Raw genomic sequence first — 21,764 nt, 5'->3', positions numbered from 1 at the left:
AAGCGCTTCGCCCTTCACCTCCGGGTTGAGACCGCGCGGATGATCGTTTGCGAATCGCCCCGCGCGTTGCACCGCAAGACCGTCATGCTTGCACGGGGCTTGACGATGAAAGCCTGCGAAAACTCCGCTCAAATACGGAGTCCGGCCTCGAAATTTTGTGTCGTAGCTGGACAAGTCAAAACTTTTCCACAAAATAATCCCGTCACGTCTAAATTGATTCGTCTGCGTTGCGTCCCGCGTCCGTTGTTCTCTCCTGACGGGCTGATTCATGACACATCGCCAAGGCGTGGCTTGCGGTCGCGATATCGCGGAGCGCTGGTGCGCACTCGCCGAGCAGCGGCTGGAACATCTCACTGAAATGTTCGAGACCGGACGCTGGCGTCGCTATCACTCCGAAGTCGCCTTTCTCGAAAACATCCAGGAAGCTAAACGCGCCGTGCAGACGTGGCGGGCGCTCGCCGACGGCGCTGATGTGCCCGCGATGAGCCCCGTCGGGACGTTTGCATTGGGCTGGTCGCCGGCGGCCTTGTCGCGCGAAACGGTGCGGCACGAGCGCGCCCAGACCGTGCAGCCGAAGGCCGTGCACATCGTACCGGAGACGGTCGTGCCGGTCGGCCGAGCCAGCATGCCCGAACGGCTCGCCAAGATCGCCGAACCCTCGATCGCCCCCGAGCTACCGCCCGCAATCCCCGAGCGCGTGGTCGAATTCATCTTCAGCCTCGACGGCATCGAAGCGAAGTATCCGCTGCTGCGGAATGCGTTTTAGGTCCGCATCCTCCGTCATCGCGAGCGCAGCGAAGCCATCCAGATTGTCTCCGCGGAAAGACTTTGGATTGCTTCGCTGCGCTCGCAATTACGGTGTGGCTCGCACCTCAGGATGACGGCAGTGTGCGTGTTGTCAACAGTCCAAGAACTACAGCAGTGCCTACCGCCTCACCGCATTCCCACCCACTACCACCTGCGCAAACCGCTGCGCACTGTCAGCCGACAAATCCGTCGTCACCGTTCGCGCGTGGTCGAGCCCTACGACCGCGCCGAGCGGAGTTTCCGAGATCATGTTATTGTTGACGAGCGCAGTGCCGGCGCCCGGCACCACGGACACGCCGACGCCGGCGAGGGCCTTGCGGATCACGTTGCCCGAGATCGCGACGTCGCGCAGATACTTTCCCCAGCCGGCGACGATGCCGTAGGACGGCGCGTTCTCGATTACGTTGCCGGTGACGGAGGTGTCAGCCTCGACATAGATGCCGATTCCGGCATCGTCATCCGGCGCGGTGCCGATCGGCCGTTTCGGGATCAGGTTGCGGATGATGTTGCCCTGGACAACCGCGATGCGGCCGCCTTCGTTGAAATTGCAGACGGAGACGCCGATGGCGGCGCCATCGACCGTGTTGTTGGCGACCACCGCGGCCTCGAACGAGAACTCCGAATAGAGCGCGACCTCGCGCACGTCGCTGATGCTGTTGCCTGATATCTGGATGTTGGAAGCAGAATTGCCGCGCACTGCCGAGTAGTCGCAATTTTTTATGCGGTTGCCGCGGACGATGACGTTGCCCGCGCGGAATGCGTTGATGGCGTTGCCGTATTGTCCGGAGCCGCCGGGGCCGGCCTTGATGTCCTCGATGCGGTTGTCGGCGACCAGCGTGCCGTCGTCGCCAATGGCGGTGCGCAGGATCTCGATGCCGTTGTCGTTGGTGCCGAGAATCGTGTTGCGCGAGACGATGAGTCCCTTGGCATCAAACGAGACCACGGCCGTCACGGCGATGTTGGTGAAGATATTGCCCGAGATGTCGCCGGCGATCTGCTCGAGCCAGATGCCGCTCCCGCCGGAGCCCGTGATCTCGCAATCGAGAATGCGGACGTCGCGTCCGCCGAGACAGTGGATGAGGCCGCGGCGCGTCGGCAGCGCTATGCCGCTGCCGTCGAAGGTGATGCCGGTGAGGCCGATCGAACCGGCGCCTTCACTGAGGACCATCGAAGCACCACCGGTGAAGATCAATTTCGTGGCGCCACGCACGCCAACGAGTTGCGAGCCGTTTTGCAGCCGCAGCGCACCGGTGCGGTAGATGCCGGGCGGCAGTGCCAGCGGCACCTGCGTACGCGCAGCGTCATCGATGGCGCGCTGGAGTGCGCGCGTCTGGTCCTCGCTGCTACCGGGCCGCACGCCATATTGCGTGGCGTCGCGCCCCAGGACAGACGTCAAGGGTGCTGCGCGCGCCGCATCGACAGGCATGGCGAGCGCACCGGCAATGCCGACTGTGGAAGCTCCGATGAGATGACGGCGATCGAGGTCCACAACGCGTCCTCCGGCGGACGCGGGACGCATCCGCGAGCGTTAGGTAGCGCAGAAATGGGGCAGGGCGGGCGGTCGTGCAGCGATTGTTGCTGGTAGGGTTAAATGTTTACGCAAACGCGGTGCGGTAGGGTGGGTTAGCCGAAGGCGTAACCCACAATAATCTCACCGCGAGTACGGAGCGCGTGGAAGCCAAGATGGTGGGTTACGCTGCGCTAACCCACCCTACGCAGCCATATCGCGGCGCGCCAACTTCACCATTTCCAACAGCATCGCTTCGCTTGCATCGACCAGCTCCTCCAGCGTGATGCGCGGCGCTCCCTTGCGCCGTGCTGCGCCACTGCGCGCCAGCAGCGGGATGTGGATGAATGCGGCAAGCTTCGGCCCGCCGGCGTTCACGCTCTCGATCGCGCGCCAGCTCAGGTAGTTGCAGAGATAGGCGCCGGCATCGCGCGAGGCCCGCGCGTCGATTCCGGTCAATCGTGCGGCCCGCAGGAGCTTTGCAGTGTGTGCGCCGAACATCATCGCGTCCGCGTTCGCCGCGATTGCCCCTTTGCGGGAACGGGTATTGGCGGCATCGGGCCATAGCATGGTGACGGCGTTGCGCGCGCGAGTCTCGATGCGCAGGTATGATGTGCGTGCGGCGAGGCCAAACATCAGAAGCGCATCGGGTCTGACCTTCGCGAGGACCTCCGGCAATTGCCGGTCGACCGCGGCATAGGTCACCGGAAAGATGTGGGTCGCAAGCTCGACGCTGTCGAACGCGGGACGGCGCAGCCGTGACAGCCGCGCGACCAGCGGCTGGGTCGGATTGTAGGGTGCGCCGGGGAACGGACCGAAGCCGGTGAGGAGGACGCGGAGCTTGCCGCTCATTGCAGGAGCTCCATGATGTGCTCGGCGGCGAGTGCCGGCGTGACGCGGCCATCGGCCACCTCGGCCTCGATCTTCTTCACCTTGGTGCGGACGGAGGCCTCGGTGCGCAGCCGCGACAGCATGCGCTGCTCCAGCATCGACCACATCCATTTCACCTGCTGCTCGCGCCGGCGCGCGGCGAAATCGCCCGACGCGTTCATCGCCTTGCGATGATCGAGGATCTTTTGCCAGAGCTCTGCGATGCCGTTGCCGGTCAGCGCCGAATAGGTCACGACCGGCGGATGCCAATGTTCGGAGCGCGGCGCTAGAATGTGTAGTGCGCTGCGATAGTCCGCGGCAGTCATATTGGCACGCTTGAGGTTGTCGCCATCGGCCTTGTTGATCGCGATCATGTCGGCGAGCTCGACCAGACCCTTCTTGATGCCCTGCAATTCGTCGCCGCCGCCCGGCAGCATCAACGCGAGAAAGAAATCGGTCATGTCGCAAACGGCCGTCTCGGACTGGCCGATGCCGACGGTCTCGACCAGCACGACGTCGAAGCCGGCCGCCTCGCAGAGCAGCATGGCCTCGCGCGTCTTGGCGGCGACGCCGCCAAGCGTGCCCGAGGACGGCGATGGGCGAATATAAGCGTGATCGGACGCGGATAGGTGCGCCATCCGGGTCTTGTCACCGAGGATCGAGCCGCCGCTGCGCGCCGAGGACGGATCGACCGCGAGCACCGCGACCTTATGGCCTTGCGCGATCAGATAAGTGCCGAGCGCATCGATGGTGGTCGACTTGCCGACGCCCGGCGAGCCGGTGATGCCGACGCGAACCGCCTTGCCGGTATCCGGCAGTAGCTGCTGCACCAGCTCGCGCGCAGCTGCCTGATGGTCGCCGCGCCGGCTCTCCACCAGCGTGATGGCGCGGGCGAGCGCCGCACGGCTGCCGGAACGGAGGTCCCGGGCGAGGGCTTTGACGTCGAGCGAAGCCTTCTTCTGAATCATGCCCTGCTTTACAACGCCCGGGCGGGACAGGCGAGGGTCGGGCCGGGATCAACGCGGCCGGCTTCACCCTGCTCGACACGTCACGTCTTGGCGAGGCCTGCGGCTTTCATCGCGGCGCCCATCTGGATGTCGGCCTTGTCCATGAAGTCGGCGAACTGGCCGGCATCGCGCCACGCCATGCCGAAGCCGCGATTGGCGACGAAGGCCCTGAACTCCGCGGAATCGAAGATCCTCTTTGCCGTCGTCGTGAGCTTGGCAGCGATCTCCGGAGGCAGGCCCTTCGGTCCGCCGATGCCGCGCCAGCCGCCGGTCGAATAGTCGATCCCCATCGCTTCCTTCAGGGTCGGCACGTCGGGGAAGACGGGGTTGCGGGCAGGTGCCATGATGGCGAGGCTGCGCGCTTTCCCGGCTTCGATCGTCGCGCGGGCCTCGGGCACCGAGCAGGTGGCGAGATCGATGTTGCCAGCTGCGAGATCCTGCATCGCGGGTGCGGCACCGTTCGAAGGCACCCAGGCGACCTGGTTGGCCGGCAGTCCCATCGCCTGCATCCAGCCGACCAGTGCGAGATGCCAGATGCCGCCCTGACCGGTACCTGACGCAATGAACTTGCCGGGCGGCGCGTCCTTGATGGCCACGGCCAATTCCTTGGCCGTCCTGTAGGGCGAGGAAGAGGAAACCTGGATGCCTGGCGCGTCCTCGTTCATCATGGCGAGCGGCGTGAAGCTTCGCGGCGTCAGGTCCGTGAGCCCCTGCCAGTGCATCATGGTGAGCTCCACGGTCAGCATGCCGATCGTGTAGCCGTCCGGGGCTGCGGTCGCGATTGCGGTGTGGCCGACGACGCCTGAGCCGCCCACCCGATTGACCACGTTGAAAGGCTGGCCGAGTTCCTTCTCCAGCATTGCCGCGAGAACGCGCGCAGTCGCATCCGTGGCGCCGCCCGCGCCCCACGGCACGATCATTGTCACGGGCCGCGCCGCATAGGTCTGCGCGCGCGCGGACCTCAGTCCAAGAGCGGCGGCAGCGACAGACGATGCCGCAAAAGCGCGGCGCGTGATGGCAGACATGAGCACCTTCCAGCGGCGCCTGTAACGTCGGACGCCCTGTCTATAGCGCCAGTTTTGGCAGCTTTACAGCAGCGCGGCAAGCCGGCCGGACCAGTTGCGCTGTGAGCAATGCGTCGTTCATGCCGCGACGAATCACTGGCCGTCGTCTTCGTCGCCTTTCGGTCGCGCGCCGCCGAAAATCCGCGCGCCTTCCGGCGTCAAGTAAGGTTTCAGCGTCTCCCACGACGCGAAGGCGACATATTCGCCCTCGGCGTAGGGGCCGACCGCATAGGGCGGATAGTGGAAGGTGAGACCGGAGCTCTTGCCCGCTTCAGTCGAAGGCGCGAGCGTCACGGCGCCGATCTTGAGCAGGCTAGGCTCGACGCCCTTGAACCACTCGTTGGTGGCCGTCTCGCCCGCATCGCGCTTCTTCTTCTCGATTCGCAGCGAGGCGATTACGGCCTTCTGCATCGCCTTCATCGTTGCTCCGTTGTCGGCGGTCTCGGTGAAGAACGGGCGGATCGATATGCGCTTGGCTTGCGCCTTGTCCCACAGGATGGTGTCGACGTCGGAATTCGGATGCGCGCCGTGGGTGTCCATGTAGTCGGCGCGGATCAGGCTGACGTAGCGGTCGGCAACAACCGAGCGGATCGTGTATTTGCGCTCGAAATCCCAGCCGCCGTTCTGGAAGAATTGCGGATCCTGCTTGCGCGAGGTGGCGGCATCGGCCGCATTCTTCTCGAGCCACTTCTTGCCCTCGACGAGGCAATCGGCGGCGAGCGCGGGATCGGCCTTGATCTGGTCGTCGAGCAGCACGCGGGCTTCGATGGTCCTGTTCTTGATGATCGCATCGGGCTTGGGATCAGCCGCATGGGAGGGGGTGGCCATGGAGACCGCCGCGACGGCCGAGAGGATTGCGATGGTCCGCATGAGCAGCCCCGCGCGCGTTGTTGCACGATAGTATGTCACGTCAATACCCATGAATTCATGTTCTCTTCCGGGGCCGCCGGAATGGTCGAGCCCGGACACCTTCGACGGCATAGACTCGGTAAGATGAACCGGTGCGGAACGCTTGATCGATACACCGGATCGTGAAGGCTGGTCGCGGCAAGGCGCCTGCAGGTTCTCGGCCCGAAAGCGCCTGATTGTGCCGAACTACTCCGCCGCCTCGTTGTGCCCCAGCCGGGCGTTGAGCTTGTGGATCAGCTCCTCGGCGGCATCAGCGATCACGGTGCCGGGTGGGAAGATCGCCTCCGCACCTGCTGCATGGAGAGCCTCGTAATCCTGCGGCGGGACCACGCCGCCGACGATGATCATGATGTCCTCGCGACCGTGCTTCTTCAGCGCCGCCTTCAGTTCCGGCACAGCGGTGAGGTGGGCGGCGGCCAGTGAGGAGACGCCGAGGATGTGCACGTCGTTCTCGACTGCCTGGCGCGCGGCTTCATCGGCGGTGGCAAATAGCGGCCCGATGTCGACGTCGAAGCCGATATCGGCGAAGGCCGACGCAATCACCTTCTGCCCGCGGTCGTGGCCATCCTGGCCGATCTTGGCGACGAGAATGCGCGGACGGCGGCCTTCCGCCTCCTCGAAGGCGTCGATCAGCGCCTGCACCTTTTCAACCTGGCTGCCCATGGCGGACGCCTCCCGCTTGTAGACGCCGGTGATGGACTTGATCTCGGCGCGGTGGCGACCGAACACCTTTTCCATCGCGTCGGAAATTTCGCCGACCGTTGCTTTCGCGCGGGCCGCGTCGATCGCGAGCGCGAGCAGATTGCCGTTGCCTGCGCCCGCCGAGCGCGTCAACGCGGCGAGCGCGGCTTCGACGTCCTTCTGGTTGCGCTCGGATTTGAGTCGCGTCAGCTTGTCGATCTGCAAGCGCCGGACATTGGTGTTGTCCACTTTAAGGATCTCGATCGGCGCTTCATCTGACGGCTTGTACTTGTTGACGCCGATCACCGCCTGCCTGCCCGCATCGATCCGGGCCTGTGTCTTGGCGGACGCCTCCTCGATGCGCAGCTTCGGCACGCCGGCCTCGATCGCCTTGGCCATGCCGCCGAGCGCCTCGACCTCCTGGATATGGCCCCAGGCCTTCGCAGCGAGATCGCGCGTCAGCCGCTCGACATAATAGGAACCGCCCCAGGGATCGATGATGCGCGCGGTGCCGCTTTCCTGTTGCAGGAAGAGCTGGGTATTGCGCGCGATGCGCGCGGAAAAGTCGGTCGGCAGCGCGAGCGCTTCGTCGAGGGCGTTGGTGTGCAGCGACTGGGTGTGGCCTTGCGTCGCGGCCATCGCCTCCACCGTCGTTCGCATCACGTTGTTGAAGACGTCCTGCGCAGTCAGCGACCAGCCGGAGGTCTGGCAATGCGTACGCAGCGAGAGCGAGCGCGGATCCTTCGGACCAAACGGCTTGAGCAGCTTCGCCCAGAGCAGGCGCGCGGCGCGCATCTTGGCGACTTCCATGAAGAAGTTCATGCCAATCGCCCAGAAGAACGACAGGCGCGGCGCGAAGCGGTCGACGTCGAGCCCTGCAGCGAGACCCGCACGCAGATATTCGACGCCGTCGGCGAGCGTATAGGCAAGCTCGAGGTCCTGGGTCGCGCCGGCCTCCTGCATGTGATAGCCGGAGATCGAGATCGAATTGAATTTCGGCATCTTCTGCGAAGTGTAGGCGAAGATGTCGGAGATGATCCGCATCGATGGGCTCGGCGGATAGATGTAGGTGTTGCGCACCATGAACTCTTTCAGGATGTCGTTCTGAATGGTGCCAGATAGTTTTTCCGGCGGCACGCCTTGTTCCTCGGCGGCCACCACGAACAGAGCAAGGATAGGCAGCACCGCGCCGTTCATGGTCATGGACACGCTCATCTGGTCGAGCGGGATGCCCGCGAACAGCGTGCGCATGTCGTAGATGGAATCGATCGCGACACCGGCCATGCCGACGTCGCCGCCGACGCGCGGATGGTCGGAATCATAACCGCGATGGGTCGCAAGATCGAAGGCGACCGAGAGGCCCTTCTGTCCCGCCGCGAGGTTGCGACGATAGAAGGCGTTGGAATCCTCCGCCGTGGAGAAGCCGGCATACTGCCTGACCGTCCAGGGCTGGTTGACATACATGGTCGGGTAGGGACCGCGCAGGTACGGCGCGATGCCCGGGAACGTCTCCAGAAAATCGACGCCGGCGAGATCGGCTTCGCCATAGGCGCTCTTCACCGGGATGCCCTCGGGGGTCAGCCATGGCTCGGCATTGCCGGTCGGAGCGGCGGTTGTAGCCCGCTCGAAGGCGACATCGGCGAAATTGGGAATGCGGCTCATCTCTTGGAGTCCTCAAAGCTGCGATGGTGCTCGATCAGCCTTTGCACATTTTTCTTGTAGACCGGATCGTCCAATCGGCTCTCAGTCATCACACCAGTTCCGCTCCAGAGCAGCCGCGCGAGCAGCTTTCCGAGCTTTAACTCGGCCAAACCTAGCAACGTCCCTCCGAACAATCGAAGCATGGTATAGCCTATCAGAGTTGCCGCCTCGACATTTCGCCCTCAATCATGATCCGGGTGCTGATAGCTGACGATGGTCGCCACCTTCTCCGGCCCGTAATTCTGCTGCGTGGTCTGGCTCGGCAGGTTCGCGATTCCGACGACCCAACCGAGCCGGGATTCAGTTCCGTATTGTCGCGTCGGCACCACGTGATCCGGGCGGTCGAACGCGCCGGTCATGATCTCGATCCGCTCGCCGTCGATGCGGCCGAAACTCAGCGGCGTGCCGCAGGCGGCACAGTAACCACGCTCGGCGATGGTGGATGAGCGGAAGAACGACGGCCGGCCCTTGGTCCAGGAAAAATCCGTCCTGTTGATCTCCGCGAAGGAGGCGAATGGCGCGCCGCTCGCCTTCTGGCACATCCGGCAATGGCAGATGCTGATCTTGTTCGGCGCGGCCGCCAGCGCAAAGCGGACCGCGCCGCATTGGCAGCCGCCGGTGAGAACGGGTCTGCTCGTCTCCTCGCTCATGCCTGCTCCATCCGTCGATAGGCGTCTTGCAGCATGGCCAGTGCATCGGCACCGGCGAAGATGAATCCACTGACGCCGGCTGCGCGCAACGCAGTCTCGTTCTCACCCGGCCGGCCTGCCAGATAGATATGCTTCGTATCAGCGCTTTGCAGGGCCTTGGCGGCGTCTTCTGCATGGGCCACGTAGACCTTGTCGCTGGAACAAACGCAGGCGAGCTCTGCGCCCGACGCCTTGAAGGCGGCAGCAAGCGCTGCCGGATCGGCAAAGCCCTCGCTATCGACGGCCAAGATGCCTCCCGCCTCGAAGAAGCTCTTCGCGAAGGTTGCGCGCGCGGTGAAATCGGCCGCCGTGCCGAGATTGGCCAGAAACACCTTTGGCCGCGCGCCGCCTGCCTTCAGCTTGGCGTCGGACTTGTCCCGCAGCGCCTCGAAAGGTTCCGCAAGGCGGATCGGCGCAAGCGGGTCGAATTTGAACTTTTGCGCGCCGTAAGGCGCAAGCGCGACCGGCGTCGCCGGCAGCACGGCCACATCGTTCTCCTGCAGGTTCGGAAACTCGCTCGCGCCTGTCAGCACGTCGCGGCGCTTTGCAATGTTGGCCGCGCGCGCCTTGCGCGTTGCGGCAACCTTGCCCTGGATCAGGCCTTGCTGAAGCGCGGCGAAGGCGCCGCCGGCTTTTTCGGTTTCCTGGAACAGCGCCCAGGCCGCCTCGCAAAGCTGCGCCGTGAGCTTCTCGATGCCGCCTGCGCCCGCGGCGGGATCGGAGACCTTTGCGAGATTGCTCTCCTCGAGCAGCACCAGCTGCGTGTTACGCGCCACGCGCCGCGCGAATGCGTCGGGAAGCCCAAGCGCCAGCGTGTGCGGCAGCACTGTGACCGCATTGGCGCCGGCAAGGCCTGCGGCGAACGTGGCCATCGTGGCGCGCAGCATGTTCACGTAGGGATCGCGCTGCGTCAGCATGCGCCATGCGGTATCGGCCGCGATGAACAGTGGCTTCGGCGTCAAGCCGCAGGCCTGCTCGATGCGCGCCCACAATAGCCGCAGCGCGCGCAACTTTGCCATGGTCAGGAACTGGTCGGCGTCGGCCGCGAGCCGCGCATAGACCATGCCCTGTGCCTGCTCCAAGGGAGTGCCGGCGCCTTCGATCGCGCGCAAATAGGCGACGCCGCAGGCGAGCACGAAGGCGAGCTCCTGCACCTCCGATCCGCCGGCGTCATGGATCACGCGTCCGTCGGCGGAGGCAAACGGTCCCTTGAAGCCGAGCGCTGCGAGGCCCTTGATCCCAGAGGTCACCGCGGGAACGATCTCCTCCCAGGCGTAGGGACTGTGACCCCAGACGGCGCAGGCCGCGAGTGGATCGAGCCCGAAGCGAATGTCGCAGGCCGCAGGATCGATGCCCTTGCTCTTCACGTATTCCGCAACATGGATCGCCGCCATCCGCGATTGCGGGCCGACCTGAAGCTCGATGCCGATGCCGGCATCGAGGTGAATGTCCTTGAGGACCTTCGCGACAGCATCCGCCGTCGGTTCCAGGCCAAAGCCATGGCTGCCGTTGCCGCCGGCAAATACCAGCGTCAGCCCCGTCGCGCCATTCTCCAGATCGGTGAGCGCCTGCGCATTCGCGAGGACCGCATTGGGATGGTCGATCCGCTGCATCACCTGCCAGGGCGCGGCCGCAGGCCGACCCGCCATGGGCGCGACATCCCTGGCGCGCGGATAGAGGGGATCGATCTTCAGCCCGTCGTAAGTCTTTCCGACGAGCTTTTCGAACGGCGCGCCCTTCAGCACGCCATCGACCAGCTTGCGCCAATCCTCGTAACTCGCCTTGGGGAAGTCCGCGGCCAGCAGCAGATCGTCAGTCACGGCGGTCATTCGGCAGGAAACTCCCGGACATGTTCGTTCGCGTCGTTGGGGGCGAAATTGCCACGGCCGGCAGCCCCTGCAAACGGTTGTTTTTGGTTAACCGGTATCCGAAAGCCGCTCGATTCCTTGTGTTGAGACGCTGGCGAGGCCGTCGCGCACGCGGATGCCGCCGATCACGCGGTCGGCTGCGATTTCGGCGAGCGGCACCAGCACGAAGGCGCGCTCGAACAGGCGCGGGTGCGGCAGCGTCAGCTCCGGCGTTTGCAAGGACACGTCGTCATAAGCGATCAGGTCGAGATCGAGCGTGCGCGGTCCCCAGCGCCGCTCCTTGGCTCGCGTGCGGCCAAAGCTCTGCTCGACCCTTTGCAGCACAGACAATAGCTCATGCGGATCGAGGCTCGTCTCGATCTCGATGCAGGCGTTGATGAAAGAGGCCTGGGCCTCGTCGCCCCAGGGCGGGGTGGAGTAGTCGGACGAGCGCGCGATCAGCCTTCCGGGCGCCGTGCCGCAGATATCCGAGATCGCGTCCTTGAACGTCTCGCGGACGTCGCCGACATTGCCGCCGAGCGCGATGATCGCGCTAGCCATGGTTTGGGTGCCGCGAGCGCGTCAGCACCACGCCGACGTCATCGAAGATGGCGGCGATCGGCGCATGCGGCTTGTGCACGGTGACCTTCACCGCACGGATGCGCGAAAAGTGCGACAGGATGGCATCGGCGACCGCGCCGGCCGCGCGCTCCAAAAGCTTGTAGTTGGTGTTCTTGAACGCAGCCGTCGTGGTCGCGACCACGTCGGCATAGGAGACGGTGTCGGCGAGCCGGTCGGTGCGCGAGGATTCCTGGAGATCGGCGTAGAGCTCGAGGTCGATGACGAAGCGCTGGCCGACCTCGGTCTCATGCTCCATCACGCCGTGGCGGGCATGGATCACGAGGCCGGTGACGAAGATCGTATCGGTCATTGCTTGCTCTCGATGGCGGTGGCGACCCGCAGGGCTTGCAGGGTCTCGGCGACGTCATGGGTGCGGATGATCCGTGCGCCGCGCTGCGCGGCGATGAGATGGGCAGCGATCGAACCGCCGAGCCGCTGCTGTGGCTCCGACGGCGATACGGATGCGATGAAGCGCTTGCGCGAGGCGCCGACCAGCACCGGCAGGCCGAGGACGCTGAGCTCGTTGAGGCGCGCCAGCGCCGTCATGCTCTGCTCCGGCGTCTTGCCGAAGCCTATGCCGGGGTCGAGCACGATGTGGTGCTCGGCGATGCCTGCCTTCGCCGCGATGGCGAGTGAGCGCTGGAAGAACGCGATCATGTCCTGCATGATGTCGATGGCGGGGTCGACACTATCGCGGTTGTGCATCACGATGACAGGGACTTTTTTCGTCGCTACTACCGCCGCCATGCCGGCATCGCGCTGCAGGCCCCAGACGTCGTTGGCGATCGCGACACCCTGGTCGAGTGCGAAAGCCACGACCTCCGACTTCATGCTGTCGATCGAGACCGGCACACCGAGTGCGACCACTTCCGCCAGTACCGGCGTCAGCCGCTGTAGTTCCTCCTCCGCCGTAACCGGCTGGGCGCCCTTGTAGGGTCGGGTGGATTCGGCGCCGATGTCGATGATGTCGGCGCCATCGGCGATCATGGTGCGCGCCCGCGCCAGGGCCTCGTCGGGTGCGATGAATTGCCCGCCGTCAGAGAAGGAATCCGGGGTGACGTTGAGCACGCCCATCACGGCCGGGACCGGCCTGGCCAGCAGCGTTCGCAGCCATGCGGCCGTGGACGGGGCAGGGTGCGAGGGCAAGGCGCTCATGCGGTCGCTTTGCGCGGTCGGGGCCGACGAGTCAAGACGGGAAGGGGAGCGCGGGCGTCCTGTCCCGGATGCCGCCACACTCTCAATGTCATCGCCCGACTCGATCGGGCGATCCAGTACGCCGCGGCGGCTGTGATGAATCTCGATGTCTCTGGAATACTAGATGCCCCGGTCAAGCCAGGGCATGACAACCGTGTGTAGCTGCGGCGGAGCTGAGCGCCTAATACGAAATCTTTGGCGGCAGCTTGCGGGCCTTGGCGATGAGGTCGCCGACGGACTTTTCCGACGGCAGCACGCGAACCAATTTCCGCTTCTCGTTCACCGCGCGCATGTTCTGCGCCAGCCGCGACGGGTTGCGATAGGCGAGCTCGCGGACGGTGGTGACGCCGGCGGCGCGGACGAGGTTGACCTTGGCCTTGCCCATGCCGGGAATGCGCATGTAGTCGGAGACGTTGGCCCATTCCAGGAGCTGCTGCTCGCTGATGCCGGTCCTGGCGGAGAGTGCCTTGCGGCCCTTCAAGGTGCTGGCGGCTTCGAGCAGCGCGACGGTGGTGCGAATGCCCTGCGCCTTCAGCTTGCTGGCGGCGAAGGCCGATAGGCCGTCAATCTCGGAGATGGGATATGTCATGGTACTCGATATGAAGTGCGAAAGCCTCAGGCGAACTGGCCGAGGCCCGGCGTCCCCGCAATGATCTTGCCCATCTCATCCGCTCCGATTTTGTCTCGACCGAAGCGAAAAAGTTCACGAGCGATCATTTGAATGTCGGACATGCCAAGCCCAAGGCCCATCAGCCGGGTACCGACGGCCATCAGGCCGCCGCCCATCAGGCGTGACAGGCCGCCGCCGCTTTGCGACGCGGCAATCGCGGCTTCGGCACCGGGAATGTGGTCGATCAGAGCCTGGACGCCGTCGGAAGGACCTTCATTGCGCAGGAAGCCCAGGACAATGCCGATGGTTTTTTCAGCGACAGCACTATCGATGCCGGCGTTTGTCGCCAGCCGCCCGATCAGCTCGTCCATCTTGCCTGCCCCCCAGCCGGTTCAAGTCCGGAGTCTTGCTTCTCAAAATGATCTTGAGCCGGCGCGTTAAGAATTACAAGCGACGAACGCACGCGCGGCGACGAATCGCGCGGGGAGTGTTGCAGCCATGCAAGAGCAAATGATGGAATCCACGAAAAATTGCCGCGGTGCGAACGTATCGTTTCGACTTTTGGCGAAGAGACACACACACCTTATCTCTCACGATGTCGCATATGCGCGCCTCACGAGATGTGTTGACCCGTTCAATCGGCACCTAACTTACGTTAAGCTACGGAACCAAAAGTTCGCATTCCCTACCAAGGCAAACAGTAATGGCGACACAAGACATCGAGCCCGGCGATACCAGCGACAAGATCTTCGTCGGCAAGGGAGACGAGACTGCCTGGCTGACGCTTGCGCTGGCCAATCGCCACGGCCTCGTCACCGGTGCAACCGGAACCGGCAAGACGGTGTCGTTGCAAGTGATGGCGGAAGGATTTGCGCGTGCAGGTGTCCCGGTCTTCGCCGCCGATATCAAAGGCGACCTTTCGGGCATCTCCGAGGTGGGAGAGGCCAAGGATTTCATCGTCAAGCGCGCCGCTGACATGGGGCTGACGTTCCAGCCCGACCAGTTCTCGACGGTGTTCTGGGACGTGTTCGGCGAGCAAGGTCATCCCGTGCGTGCAACCGTCACCGAGATGGGCCCGCTTCTCTTGGCTCGCATGCTGGACCTCAATGACGTGCAGGAGGGCGTCCTCAACGTCGCCTTCCGCGTCGCCGACGACAACGGCCTGACCTTGATCGACATGAAGGACCTGCGGGCGCTGCTCGACGCCATCGTGCCCGACACCAGCAAGAAGGGGCCGGATGCCGGAGAAGATCCGCTGGCGCCAATCCGCAAAGCTGCCCAAGGTTTCGGCAACGTCACCAAGGCAACCGTCGGGACCATCCAGCGCCAGCTCCTGGTGTTGGAGAACCAGGGCGGCGCGAAATTCTTCGGCGAGCCGGCACTGACGCTGAAGGACTTCATGAAGACCGATCGCGACGGCCGCGGCATGATCAACATCCTGGTCGCCGACAAGCTGCTCCAAAGCCCGCGGCTTTACGCGACATTCCTGCTGTGGATGCTGTCGGAGCTGTTCGAGGAGCTGCCCGAGGCGGGCGATCTGCCCAAGCCAAAGCTGGTGTTCTTCTTCGACGAGGCGCACCTTCTGTTCAACGATGCGCCCAAGGCGCTGATGGACAAGATTGAGCAGGTGGTTCGCCTGATCCGCTCCAAGGGCGTCGGCGTCTATTTCGTCACGCAAAACCCGATCGACGTGCCCGATCGGGTGCTGGGGCAGCTCGGCAACCGCGTGCAGCACGCGCTGCGCGCCTTCACCCCGCGCGACCAGAAGGCGGTCGCGGCCGCCGCGCAGACCTTCCGGCCCAATCCGAAACTCGACACCGCCAAGGTGATCATGGAGCTTGGCAAGGGCGAGGCGCTAGTCTCCTTCCTCGAAGGCAATGGCACGCCGTCGATGGTCGAGCGCGTGATGATCCGTCCGCCCTCGGCGCGGATCGGGCCGATCACGCCGGAGGAGCGCAAGGCGATCATGGATGCAAGCCCGGTGAAGGGCAAATACGACACCGCGATCGATTCCGAATCCGCCTATGAGATCCTGCAAAAGCGCATTGCCGGCACCGCGGCGACCGCGGACGGTTCTGCGAACGGCGGTGGAGGCGGCATCCTCGGCCAGATCGGCTCGATCGTCGGCACCATCTTCGGCACCAATACAGGGCGCAGCCGGCTCACCACCGGCCAGCGCGTCGTGCGCGACGTGACGCGCTCGGTCACAAATCAGGTGGTCGGCGGCGTCGTCGCCGATCTCGGCAAGTCTGTCGGCGGCCAGCTCGGCGGCTCGGTCGGCCGCGCTTTGGTGCGCGGCGCGCTGGGCGGATTGCTGCGTCGGTAGGCAGGGACTTTTGTCGAAACGGTTTTCTGTGTAGCCGTAGCTCTCCTCGCCCAGTTTGCGGGGAGAGGAGGGAGCCTACTTGCAGCTGGAGTTTTCATCCACATCTATCGAACGTTTTTGTTTGGCTTCAGATTGAAGGCATTGTGACCGCCACCCATTCCCCCACCAAACCCGGCGCGCTCAGGTCTCCGTCGTTGCGCGCCCCGCTCGATTTGCTCTTCCTCTTCTGCTGCGTCCTCTTGACCGCCGACGTGCTCGTTCCCGAAATATTCGGTCACGGCAAGACCAAGGATTATGCGCTTTGGTACTGGGCGGGCGAGCAGGTACTACAGGGTGGGGCGCTCTATCCTGACGTCACACAGATGTTTGCTTATATCTACCCACCGCTGCCGGCGATCCTGCTCGCGATCCCGAGCTGGTTCGGCAAGATCCCACTCTATGTCGTGCTGTCGATCCTGAACGCGGTAGCGTGGTGGTACACAGGAATTCTCTCGAATGCCATGACCGGCTCCGGACACACGCCCGGTCGCTGGCTGGAGGCGCTGCCCGCCTTCGTCACCATCACCTTCGTGTTCGACATGTTCGACCTCGGCCAGCCGAACCTGCTTCTGCTGGCGATGATGCTCTACGGCTTCTGGAGCCTCCAGCACCAGCGGTCCTGGCTCGCCGGCTTCATGTTCGCGCTCGCCACCGCCATCAAGGTTTTTCCGGTTGCGGTGCTGCCTTATCTGGTTTGGCGCCGGCAGTGGGCGGCCGTCGCGAGCACGATCGCTTGCACCGGCATCCTTCTCTTCGTGGTGCCGGCGCCGATCCGCGGCTTCGACCACAACGTCAACGAGCTCAAGACCTGGTACCAGGCTATGGTCGGCTCGAGCTCGGAAAAGGGATTTGGCAAGCGCGACGAGCAGAACTGGTCGTGGGTCAACCAGTCGATCATTGCGGTGACGCACCGGCTGGTGCGGCCGGTCAACTGGAATCAGGACGATCCAAGCAAGCCGCCACGCACGATGAATGTGATCGACGTCGAATACCAAACTGCGAACTGGATCGTGCTCGCGGTGTCGGCGGCGCTCGGGCTCGGCTTCCTCGCTGTGATGCCTGCGCAGCGGCGGCGAACCGAACGGTCGGACGCCGAGGAGCTCGGCATCCTGTTCTGCCTGATGACGGTGGCCTCGCCCCTGGCGCGACAATATTACTTCATGTGGCTGTTCTTCCCGATAACGGTGCTGATGCATCGCGCCGCCTTCGACGAACGCCTCCGCGTGCGGCTGGGAACCTGGCTCGCGCTGGCGGCGGCAGGCATCCTCATGCTGCTGTCGCTGCCGCCGTTTCCCCTGGTTTTGCAGGCCTGGGGTAACAACCTCGCCGCTACCGCCGTTCTTGCGGGCGCGCTGGTCTGGCACATCAGGCATCCGCCAGATGCGTCTGGCTCGAAAGCTGCGGCGGAGCTAAAAGCAGCAGCGCCTTGAGTCATCGCAAGTCAGGAACGAGAACAATGTCCAATGCACAGCTCCAGCCCGTGCTCGATCACATCGACAAGGATTTCGACAACAGCCTGACGCGCCTGTTCGCGCTGCTGCGCATCAAGTCGATCTCGGCCGATCCGGCCTTTGCCAATGATTGCAAGGCGGCGGCCGAGCATCTCGCCAAGGATATCGCAAGCCTCGGCGTTGCAACCGAAGTCAGGCCGACCGCGGGCCATCCCGCCGTCGTCGGCAAGAGCAAGGCGAGCGGACGTCCGCACGTGCTGTTCTATGGACACTACGACGTGCAGCCGGTCGATCCGCTGGATCTCTGGCACCGCCCGCCATTCGAGCCCGTTGTCACCGATCATGCCGACGGCCGCAAGATCATCGTCGCGCGCGGCGCCGAGGACGACAAGGGGCAGGTGATGACCTTCGTCGAGGCCTGCCGCGCCTGGAAGGCGGTGACGGGCTCGCTGCCGATTGACGTCACCTTCCTCATCGAAGGCGAGGAGGAGGTGGGCTCGAAGAACTTCGTGCCGTTCATCGAAGCCAACAAGGACGAGTTCAAAGCCGACTATGTGCTGGTCTGCGACACTGGCATGTGGGATCGCAACACGCCGGCGATCACGACGTCACTGCGCGGCCTGCTCTATGAAGAGGTCAAGATCACCGCCGCCAACCGCGATCTGCATTCCGGCGTGTTCGGCGGCGCGGCGATGAACCCGATCCGCGTGCTCACCAAAATCCTCGGCGGGCTGTTCGACGATGACGGTCACATCACGATTCCCGGTTTCTATGACGGGGTGAAGGACCTGCCCGCCGATATCCTGGAGCAGTGGAAGAAGCTCAATCTGACGCCAGAGACGTTCCTCAAGCCGATTGGTCTGTCGATCCCGGCTGGCGAAAAGGGACGGCTGCTGATCGAGCAGGCCTCCTCGCGCCCGACCTGTGACGTCAACGGCATCTGGGGCGGCTACATTGGCGAAGGTTCCAAGACGGTGATCCCGTCACATGCATCCGCAAAAGTCTCGTTCCGACTGGTCGAAGGGCAGGATCCCGCGAGGATCCGCAAGGCCTTCCGTGACTATGTGTCGGCGCGCATTCCGGACGACTGCAAGGTCGAGTTCGGCGACCATTCGGCGGCCCCCGCGATCGCGCTCGACTGGAACATGAAGCCGCTCGCCGCCGCCAAGAAGGCGCTGACGGACGAATGGGGCAAGGAGACCGTGCTGATGGGCTCGGGCGCCTCGATCCCGATCGTCGCCGATTTCAAGCGCACGCTTGGGCTGGACTCGCTGCTCGTCGGCTTCGGCCTGGACGACGACAACATCCATTCGCCGAACGAGAAGTACGATCTGCAGAGCTTCCAGAAGGGCATCCGCTCCTGGGCCCGCATCCTCGCCGCGCTGGCGGAGGTGAAGTAGCTGCGGGGTGAGTAGCGCTGCGTAGGGTGGGCAAAGGCGCATTTGCGTCGTGCCCACCATCCCTCCAGAATTTGCGACAGAAGAGGTGGGCACGCTTCGCTTTGCCCACCCTACGAAGGCGTACCAAAATAAAAACGCCGCCCGGAATTGGGCGGCGTTTCATTCCAAAACGTGCAGAGGTCGTTCGCAGAAGATCCTACACGAATCCTCGCAAATCTCAAGTCCGGTAGCCCGGATTGACGCGGTCGAGCTTGCGCAGCAGAGGCGGCCACACCAGGTTGGTGGCGCGGAGCTCGGCGCGATCGCGGTTCGACAAGAGCTCGGTGTTCTTCTCGATCGCGATCTCCTCGACCGGGTAGACCGGCGTGCCGAGCGCACGGGTGCGCACCTGCATCGAGCAGGCGCGCTCGAGGTGATACATGCGCTCGAACGCGGAGGCGACCGAGCGGCCGACGGTCAGCGTGCCGTGATTGCGCAGTAGCATGTGGTTGTGGTCGCCGAGGTCCTTCTGGAGCCGCGGCCGTTCCTCGTGATCCAGCGCGATGCCTTCATAGTCGTGATAGGCGAGATCGTGCGTGACGAGCTGCGCGGTCTGGTTCAGCGGCAACAATCCTTCCGCGCTGCTCGACACCGCGGTGCCGTCGAGCGTGTGGAGATGCAGCACGCAGATCGCGTCCTCGCGCACCTCGTGGATCGCCGAATGGATGGTGAAGCCGGCGGGGTTGATGCTGTAGTCGCTCTCGGTAAGCTGGTTACCGTGCAGGTCGACCTTGACCAGGCTCGATGCGGTGATCTCGTCGAACATCAGCCCGTAGGGGTTGATGAGGAAGTGATGCTCGGGGCCAGGCACGCGGGCGGAGATGTGGGTGTCGACCAGGTCGTCCCAACCGTAGAGGGCGACGAGGCGATAGCAGGCGGCGAGATTGACCCGCTGTTGCCACTCGGCCTCCGTCATGTTCGACGGCACGTCCTTCAGGCGCGCTTCCGCTGGCGACATGGCAAAATCTCCGAACCTCGTTGTTGCGGGGCGGGAGCCTAGTCCTGCGAGGAAGTCGCAGCAAGGCGCGCGATGCGCAGCAGTCAAGCGTAACCCGCATGGAGCGACTTGTCCGCCGTAGCTCGAAGAGCGAAGGCGGAAGCGCAATGCGGGGAGTCGCCAATCCCGGATTTCGCTTCGCTCCGTCCGGGCTCAGGTCAGGAAAGAAATATCAAGGCGCCGGGATCGACAGCAGGCTTGAAATGCTGCGGCCGCGGATGTCGTAGACGCGGGCGAAGACCACGTCGTCGCGCTTGATCTCGACCATGACCGGCGCGGTGAGGCCCTTGCAGTAGAACTCGCCGAGCGTCATGGCGAAGTCTGCAGCGTTGGAATCCCAGCCGATGGTGAAGTCGGGACCGAGCGCCACTTGCGCCGGCCGCTGCGGGCCGCACACCGCGACCTTCCATTTGCGATTGCGCGGCGGGATTTCCTGGCGCTCGATGAGCTGCTCGCGCAACTCGTCGGAGGCCTGCTTCAGGGCAAGGCCCCAATAGTCCAGCATGAAGCGGTCGTCGGCGGCGCGCACGGTGCCGGCGATGTGGTTGAAGTGCGTGTATTGATAAGGATGCAGCCGGATCATCTCGGCGAGCGGCAGCGCGAGGCCGAAGCAGAAGGTAGCGAGCACGACGGGCTGCCAGGCGCGGTGGTTGGTCCGCAGACGCTCCATGGCCCAGGCAAGGGCGACGCCGCCCAGGACGGCCATTGGCGGAATGACGAAGACGAAGTGGCGGATGCCGTTGTAGAGCGCCGGCCGCTTTACCATCGCGATCACGAGCGGCAGCGTGGCTGCGAGCGTCAGCATCAACAGGATGGTCTTGCGTCGGGCCGGAACCTCGCGGCGTGGCAGGATGGTCATGGTGCCGGTGACGGCGCCGATCATCAGCACGAGCATCACTTCGGGCAGTTGCAGCGCGAACAACGTCGGCAGATAGGACCAGGGCATGTCGGGCACGGACACCAGCGCGCCGTCGAACATCTCCTTCCAGGGCTTCTCGAAGAAATGCGAGAAGTAGGTCAGCGCCTGGAACGGATTGCCGGGCTCCATGATCGACCACGGCCAGATCAGGCCCATGATCAGATAGCCGAGCACCAGGCCGGGCAGCAGCACGTAGACGACATGGGCGAAGCGGCGGATCGCTTCGCGGGGGCCTTCGACGCGCAGCTCTTCCAGAAACAGCGGCGTGAAACCGATCATCGCATAGACGAGCGAAAGGCCTCCGAGAATGCGCGTGCCGATCGAGAGGCCGGCGCCGAGGCCGACGATCAGAATGGTGCGCGGCGAGGGCTGCGGATATTCCTCGGCCAGTCGTACCAGGCCGAGCATCAGGATAATCATCGCCACCGCGAACGGCGCATCCTTCGGGTTCATGAACATGTGCCCGTAGAAGATCGGGCAGAGCGCGAGCAACAGGAGTGCTGCAAGGCCGGCGAGCGGTCCGCCGACGCGGCGAGCGAGCCGCCAGGTCACCGCAAGCCCGATCACGCCGACGACGGCGCCGACGAGACGGCGCGTCTCGAACAACTCGAGCGGCATGACCTTGTGCAGAAGCGCCGCGACCATGTCGAAGCCGCCGCCATACATGTAGAGATTGGCGAAGGAGAGCGCCGCGGTGTCCTTGAAGCCCGACCCGAACATGCGCAGCAAGAGGTCGGCATATTCGGCGTGGGTATAGTCGTCCCAGCCAAGCCCGTAGTCGCGGAAGGTCAGCCCCGCGATAACCGCGACTGCCGCCAGCACCAGCATGGCAAGGTCATCGCAAGTCCGCTCAATCGAGCGCCCCAGAGGCGTATCGATCGCCGAAGTGGTGATGGATGTCATGGCAGTCGGTGACCCGGAATCCCCTCTCGGCCGTGCCGGCGCGCATGGCCCTTTTTCCCGGGAACCCTATAGCGCAGTTCCATTTCCAAGTAATTGCGCATTATGGCTAAATTCCTGATGCAACGCAGCAATTTCGAATTCCTGGAGCTTTGCTAGAGCTAGCGAAGTATTGCTGAAGGGAAT

General features: G+C 64.2%; 19 protein-coding genes. 4 read left to right on the top strand and 15 right to left on the bottom strand.

Features of this window, described 5'->3' with window-relative positions; translation table 11 throughout:
* Positions 1–286: 286 nt before the first annotated feature.
* Positions 287–766, top strand: a complete 480-nt coding sequence (locus tag Q3C01_RS19925; protein ID WP_458147024.1) for a TIGR03809 family protein — start codon at positions 287–289, stop codon at positions 764–766.
* Between the two features lie 159 nt (positions 767–925).
* Here Q3C01_RS19925 and Q3C01_RS19920 read toward each other — a convergent pair whose 3' ends face one another.
* The 13 genes from Q3C01_RS19920 to Q3C01_RS19860 all read right to left on the bottom strand — a co-directional run bounded on the left by Q3C01_RS19920 (position 926) and on the right by Q3C01_RS19860 (position 13,878).
* Positions 926–2,296 (bottom strand): TIGR03808 family TAT-translocated repetitive protein, encoded by a 1,371-nt coding sequence (locus tag Q3C01_RS19920; protein ID WP_458147004.1) that lies wholly within the window; start codon positions 2,294–2,296, stop codon positions 926–928.
* A gap of 222 nt (positions 2,297–2,518) precedes the next feature.
* Positions 2,519–3,166: a pyroglutamyl-peptidase I gene (locus Q3C01_RS19915; protein ID WP_458147003.1), complete on the bottom strand. Its 648-nt coding sequence runs from the start codon at positions 3,164–3,166 to the stop codon at positions 2,519–2,521.
* Positions 3,163–4,152: a methylmalonyl Co-A mutase-associated GTPase MeaB gene (gene meaB, locus Q3C01_RS19910; RefSeq protein ID WP_458147002.1), complete on the bottom strand. Its 990-nt coding sequence runs from the start codon at positions 4,150–4,152 to the stop codon at positions 3,163–3,165. The genes Q3C01_RS19915 and meaB overlap by 4 nt, the downstream gene beginning before the upstream one ends.
* A gap of 80 nt (positions 4,153–4,232) precedes the next feature.
* Positions 4,233–5,216 carry a tripartite tricarboxylate transporter substrate binding protein gene (locus Q3C01_RS19905; RefSeq protein WP_458147001.1) on the bottom strand — a complete coding sequence of 328 codons (984 nt, stop codon included), beginning with the start codon at positions 5,214–5,216 and terminating at the stop codon, positions 4,233–4,235.
* A gap of 132 nt (positions 5,217–5,348) precedes the next feature.
* The gene (locus Q3C01_RS19900) at positions 5,349–6,125 is read right to left on the bottom strand and encodes an RsiV family protein (RefSeq protein ID WP_458147000.1); all 777 of its coding nucleotides are present in this window, start codon (positions 6,123–6,125) and stop codon (positions 5,349–5,351) included.
* Positions 6,126–6,350: 225 nt separating this feature from the next.
* Positions 6,351–8,507: a methylmalonyl-CoA mutase gene (gene scpA / locus Q3C01_RS19895; protein WP_458146999.1), complete on the bottom strand. Its 2,157-nt coding sequence runs from the start codon at positions 8,505–8,507 to the stop codon at positions 6,351–6,353.
* 221 nt (positions 8,508–8,728) lie between these two features.
* Complete coding sequence (locus Q3C01_RS19890; protein WP_458146998.1) at positions 8,729–9,196, bottom strand: GFA family protein; 468 nt, start codon at positions 9,194–9,196, stop codon at positions 8,729–8,731.
* Positions 9,193–11,064 (bottom strand): methylmalonyl-CoA mutase family protein, encoded by a 1,872-nt coding sequence (locus Q3C01_RS19885; RefSeq protein WP_458146997.1) that lies wholly within the window; start codon positions 11,062–11,064, stop codon positions 9,193–9,195. Before Q3C01_RS19885 ends, Q3C01_RS19890 begins: the two co-directional genes overlap by 4 nt.
* An 87-nt stretch (positions 11,065–11,151) precedes the next feature.
* Positions 11,152–11,643, bottom strand: coding sequence for a 2-amino-4-hydroxy-6-hydroxymethyldihydropteridine diphosphokinase (gene folK, locus Q3C01_RS19880; protein WP_458146996.1), 492 nt, complete (start codon positions 11,641–11,643; stop codon positions 11,152–11,154).
* Positions 11,636–12,013 carry a dihydroneopterin aldolase gene (gene folB, locus Q3C01_RS19875; RefSeq protein WP_458146995.1) on the bottom strand — a complete coding sequence of 126 codons (378 nt, stop codon included), beginning with the start codon at positions 12,011–12,013 and terminating at the stop codon, positions 11,636–11,638. The genes folK and folB overlap by 8 nt, the downstream gene beginning before the upstream one ends.
* On the bottom strand, positions 12,010–12,858 hold the full coding sequence (folP, locus tag Q3C01_RS19870) for a dihydropteroate synthase (protein ID WP_458146994.1): 849 nt from the start codon (positions 12,856–12,858) through the stop codon (positions 12,010–12,012). Before folP ends, folB begins: the two co-directional genes overlap by 4 nt.
* A gap of 220 nt (positions 12,859–13,078) precedes the next feature.
* Positions 13,079–13,486: a DUF4332 domain-containing protein gene (locus Q3C01_RS19865; RefSeq protein WP_458146993.1), complete on the bottom strand. Its 408-nt coding sequence runs from the start codon at positions 13,484–13,486 to the stop codon at positions 13,079–13,081.
* Between the two features lie 26 nt (positions 13,487–13,512).
* Entirely contained in the window at positions 13,513–13,878 is a 366-nt protein-coding gene (locus tag Q3C01_RS19860) for a DUF2267 domain-containing protein (RefSeq protein ID WP_458146992.1), read from the bottom strand.
* Positions 13,879–14,210: 332 nt separating this feature from the next.
* On the opposite strand from Q3C01_RS19860, the gene Q3C01_RS19855 reads away from it, so the two are divergent.
* The 3 genes from Q3C01_RS19855 to Q3C01_RS19845 all read left to right on the top strand — a co-directional run bounded on the left by Q3C01_RS19855 (position 14,211) and on the right by Q3C01_RS19845 (position 18,723).
* Positions 14,211–15,833, top strand: a complete 1,623-nt coding sequence (locus tag Q3C01_RS19855; protein WP_458146991.1) for a helicase HerA-like domain-containing protein — start codon at positions 14,211–14,213, stop codon at positions 15,831–15,833.
* Positions 15,834–15,976: 143 nt separating this feature from the next.
* On the top strand, positions 15,977–17,302 hold the full coding sequence (locus Q3C01_RS19850; RefSeq protein WP_458146990.1) for a glycosyltransferase family 87 protein: 1,326 nt from the start codon (positions 15,977–15,979) through the stop codon (positions 17,300–17,302).
* A 26-nt stretch (positions 17,303–17,328) separates the two neighbouring features.
* Entirely contained in the window at positions 17,329–18,723 is a 1,395-nt protein-coding gene (locus Q3C01_RS19845) for a M20/M25/M40 family metallo-hydrolase (protein WP_458146989.1), read from the top strand.
* A 217-nt stretch (positions 18,724–18,940) separates the two neighbouring features.
* On the opposite strand, the gene Q3C01_RS19840 is transcribed toward Q3C01_RS19845, so the two are convergent.
* Together Q3C01_RS19840 and Q3C01_RS19835 are read right to left on the bottom strand one after the other, a co-directional pair.
* On the bottom strand, positions 18,941–19,720 hold the full coding sequence (locus Q3C01_RS19840; protein WP_458146988.1) for a class II aldolase/adducin family protein: 780 nt from the start codon (positions 19,718–19,720) through the stop codon (positions 18,941–18,943).
* A 211-nt stretch (positions 19,721–19,931) separates the two neighbouring features.
* The gene (locus tag Q3C01_RS19835) at positions 19,932–21,581 is read right to left on the bottom strand and encodes a glycosyltransferase family 39 protein (RefSeq protein WP_458146987.1); all 1,650 of its coding nucleotides are present in this window, start codon (positions 21,579–21,581) and stop codon (positions 19,932–19,934) included.
* Positions 21,582–21,764: the final 183 nt, after the last annotated feature.

The organism is Bradyrhizobium sp. UFLA05-109 (genome assembly GCF_054185165.1).
This window is presented reverse-complemented; position numbering and strand designations above follow the sequence as displayed.

What these genes read in the sequence shown, in the direction of transcription:
- Q3C01_RS19865 (WP_458146993.1), bottom strand. Translation starts at nt 13,486, where the DNA reads ATGACATATCCCATCTCCGAGATTGACGGCCTATCGGCCTTCGCCGCC.
- scpA (WP_458146999.1), bottom strand. Translation starts at nt 8,507, where the DNA reads ATGAGCCGCATTCCCAATTTCGCCGATGTCGCCTTCGAGCGGGCTACA.
- meaB (WP_458147002.1), bottom strand. Translation starts at nt 4,152, where the DNA reads ATGATTCAGAAGAAGGCTTCGCTCGACGTCAAAGCCCTCGCCCGGGAC.
- Q3C01_RS19840 (WP_458146988.1), bottom strand. Translation starts at nt 19,720, where the DNA reads ATGTCGCCAGCGGAAGCGCGCCTGAAGGACGTGCCGTCGAACATGACG.
- folB (WP_458146995.1), bottom strand. Translation starts at nt 12,013, where the DNA reads ATGACCGATACGATCTTCGTCACCGGCCTCGTGATCCATGCCCGCCAC.
- Q3C01_RS19855 (WP_458146991.1), top strand. Translation starts at nt 14,211, where the DNA reads ATGGCGACACAAGACATCGAGCCCGGCGATACCAGCGACAAGATCTTC.
- Q3C01_RS19900 (WP_458147000.1), bottom strand. Translation starts at nt 6,125, where the DNA reads ATGCGGACCATCGCAATCCTCTCGGCCGTCGCGGCGGTCTCCATGGCC.
- Q3C01_RS19835 (WP_458146987.1), bottom strand. Translation starts at nt 21,581, where the DNA reads ATGACATCCATCACCACTTCGGCGATCGATACGCCTCTGGGGCGCTCG.
- Q3C01_RS19845 (WP_458146989.1), top strand. Translation starts at nt 17,329, where the DNA reads ATGTCCAATGCACAGCTCCAGCCCGTGCTCGATCACATCGACAAGGAT.
- folP (WP_458146994.1), bottom strand. Translation starts at nt 12,858, where the DNA reads ATGAGCGCCTTGCCCTCGCACCCTGCCCCGTCCACGGCCGCATGGCTG.
- Q3C01_RS19860 (WP_458146992.1), bottom strand. Translation starts at nt 13,878, where the DNA reads ATGGACGAGCTGATCGGGCGGCTGGCGACAAACGCCGGCATCGATAGT.
- Q3C01_RS19885 (WP_458146997.1), bottom strand. Translation starts at nt 11,064, where the DNA reads ATGACCGCCGTGACTGACGATCTGCTGCTGGCCGCGGACTTCCCCAAG.
- folK (WP_458146996.1), bottom strand. Translation starts at nt 11,643, where the DNA reads ATGGCTAGCGCGATCATCGCGCTCGGCGGCAATGTCGGCGACGTCCGC.
- Q3C01_RS19905 (WP_458147001.1), bottom strand. Translation starts at nt 5,216, where the DNA reads ATGTCTGCCATCACGCGCCGCGCTTTTGCGGCATCGTCTGTCGCTGCC.
- Q3C01_RS19890 (WP_458146998.1), bottom strand. Translation starts at nt 9,196, where the DNA reads ATGAGCGAGGAGACGAGCAGACCCGTTCTCACCGGCGGCTGCCAATGC.
- Q3C01_RS19915 (WP_458147003.1), bottom strand. Translation starts at nt 3,166, where the DNA reads ATGAGCGGCAAGCTCCGCGTCCTCCTCACCGGCTTCGGTCCGTTCCCC.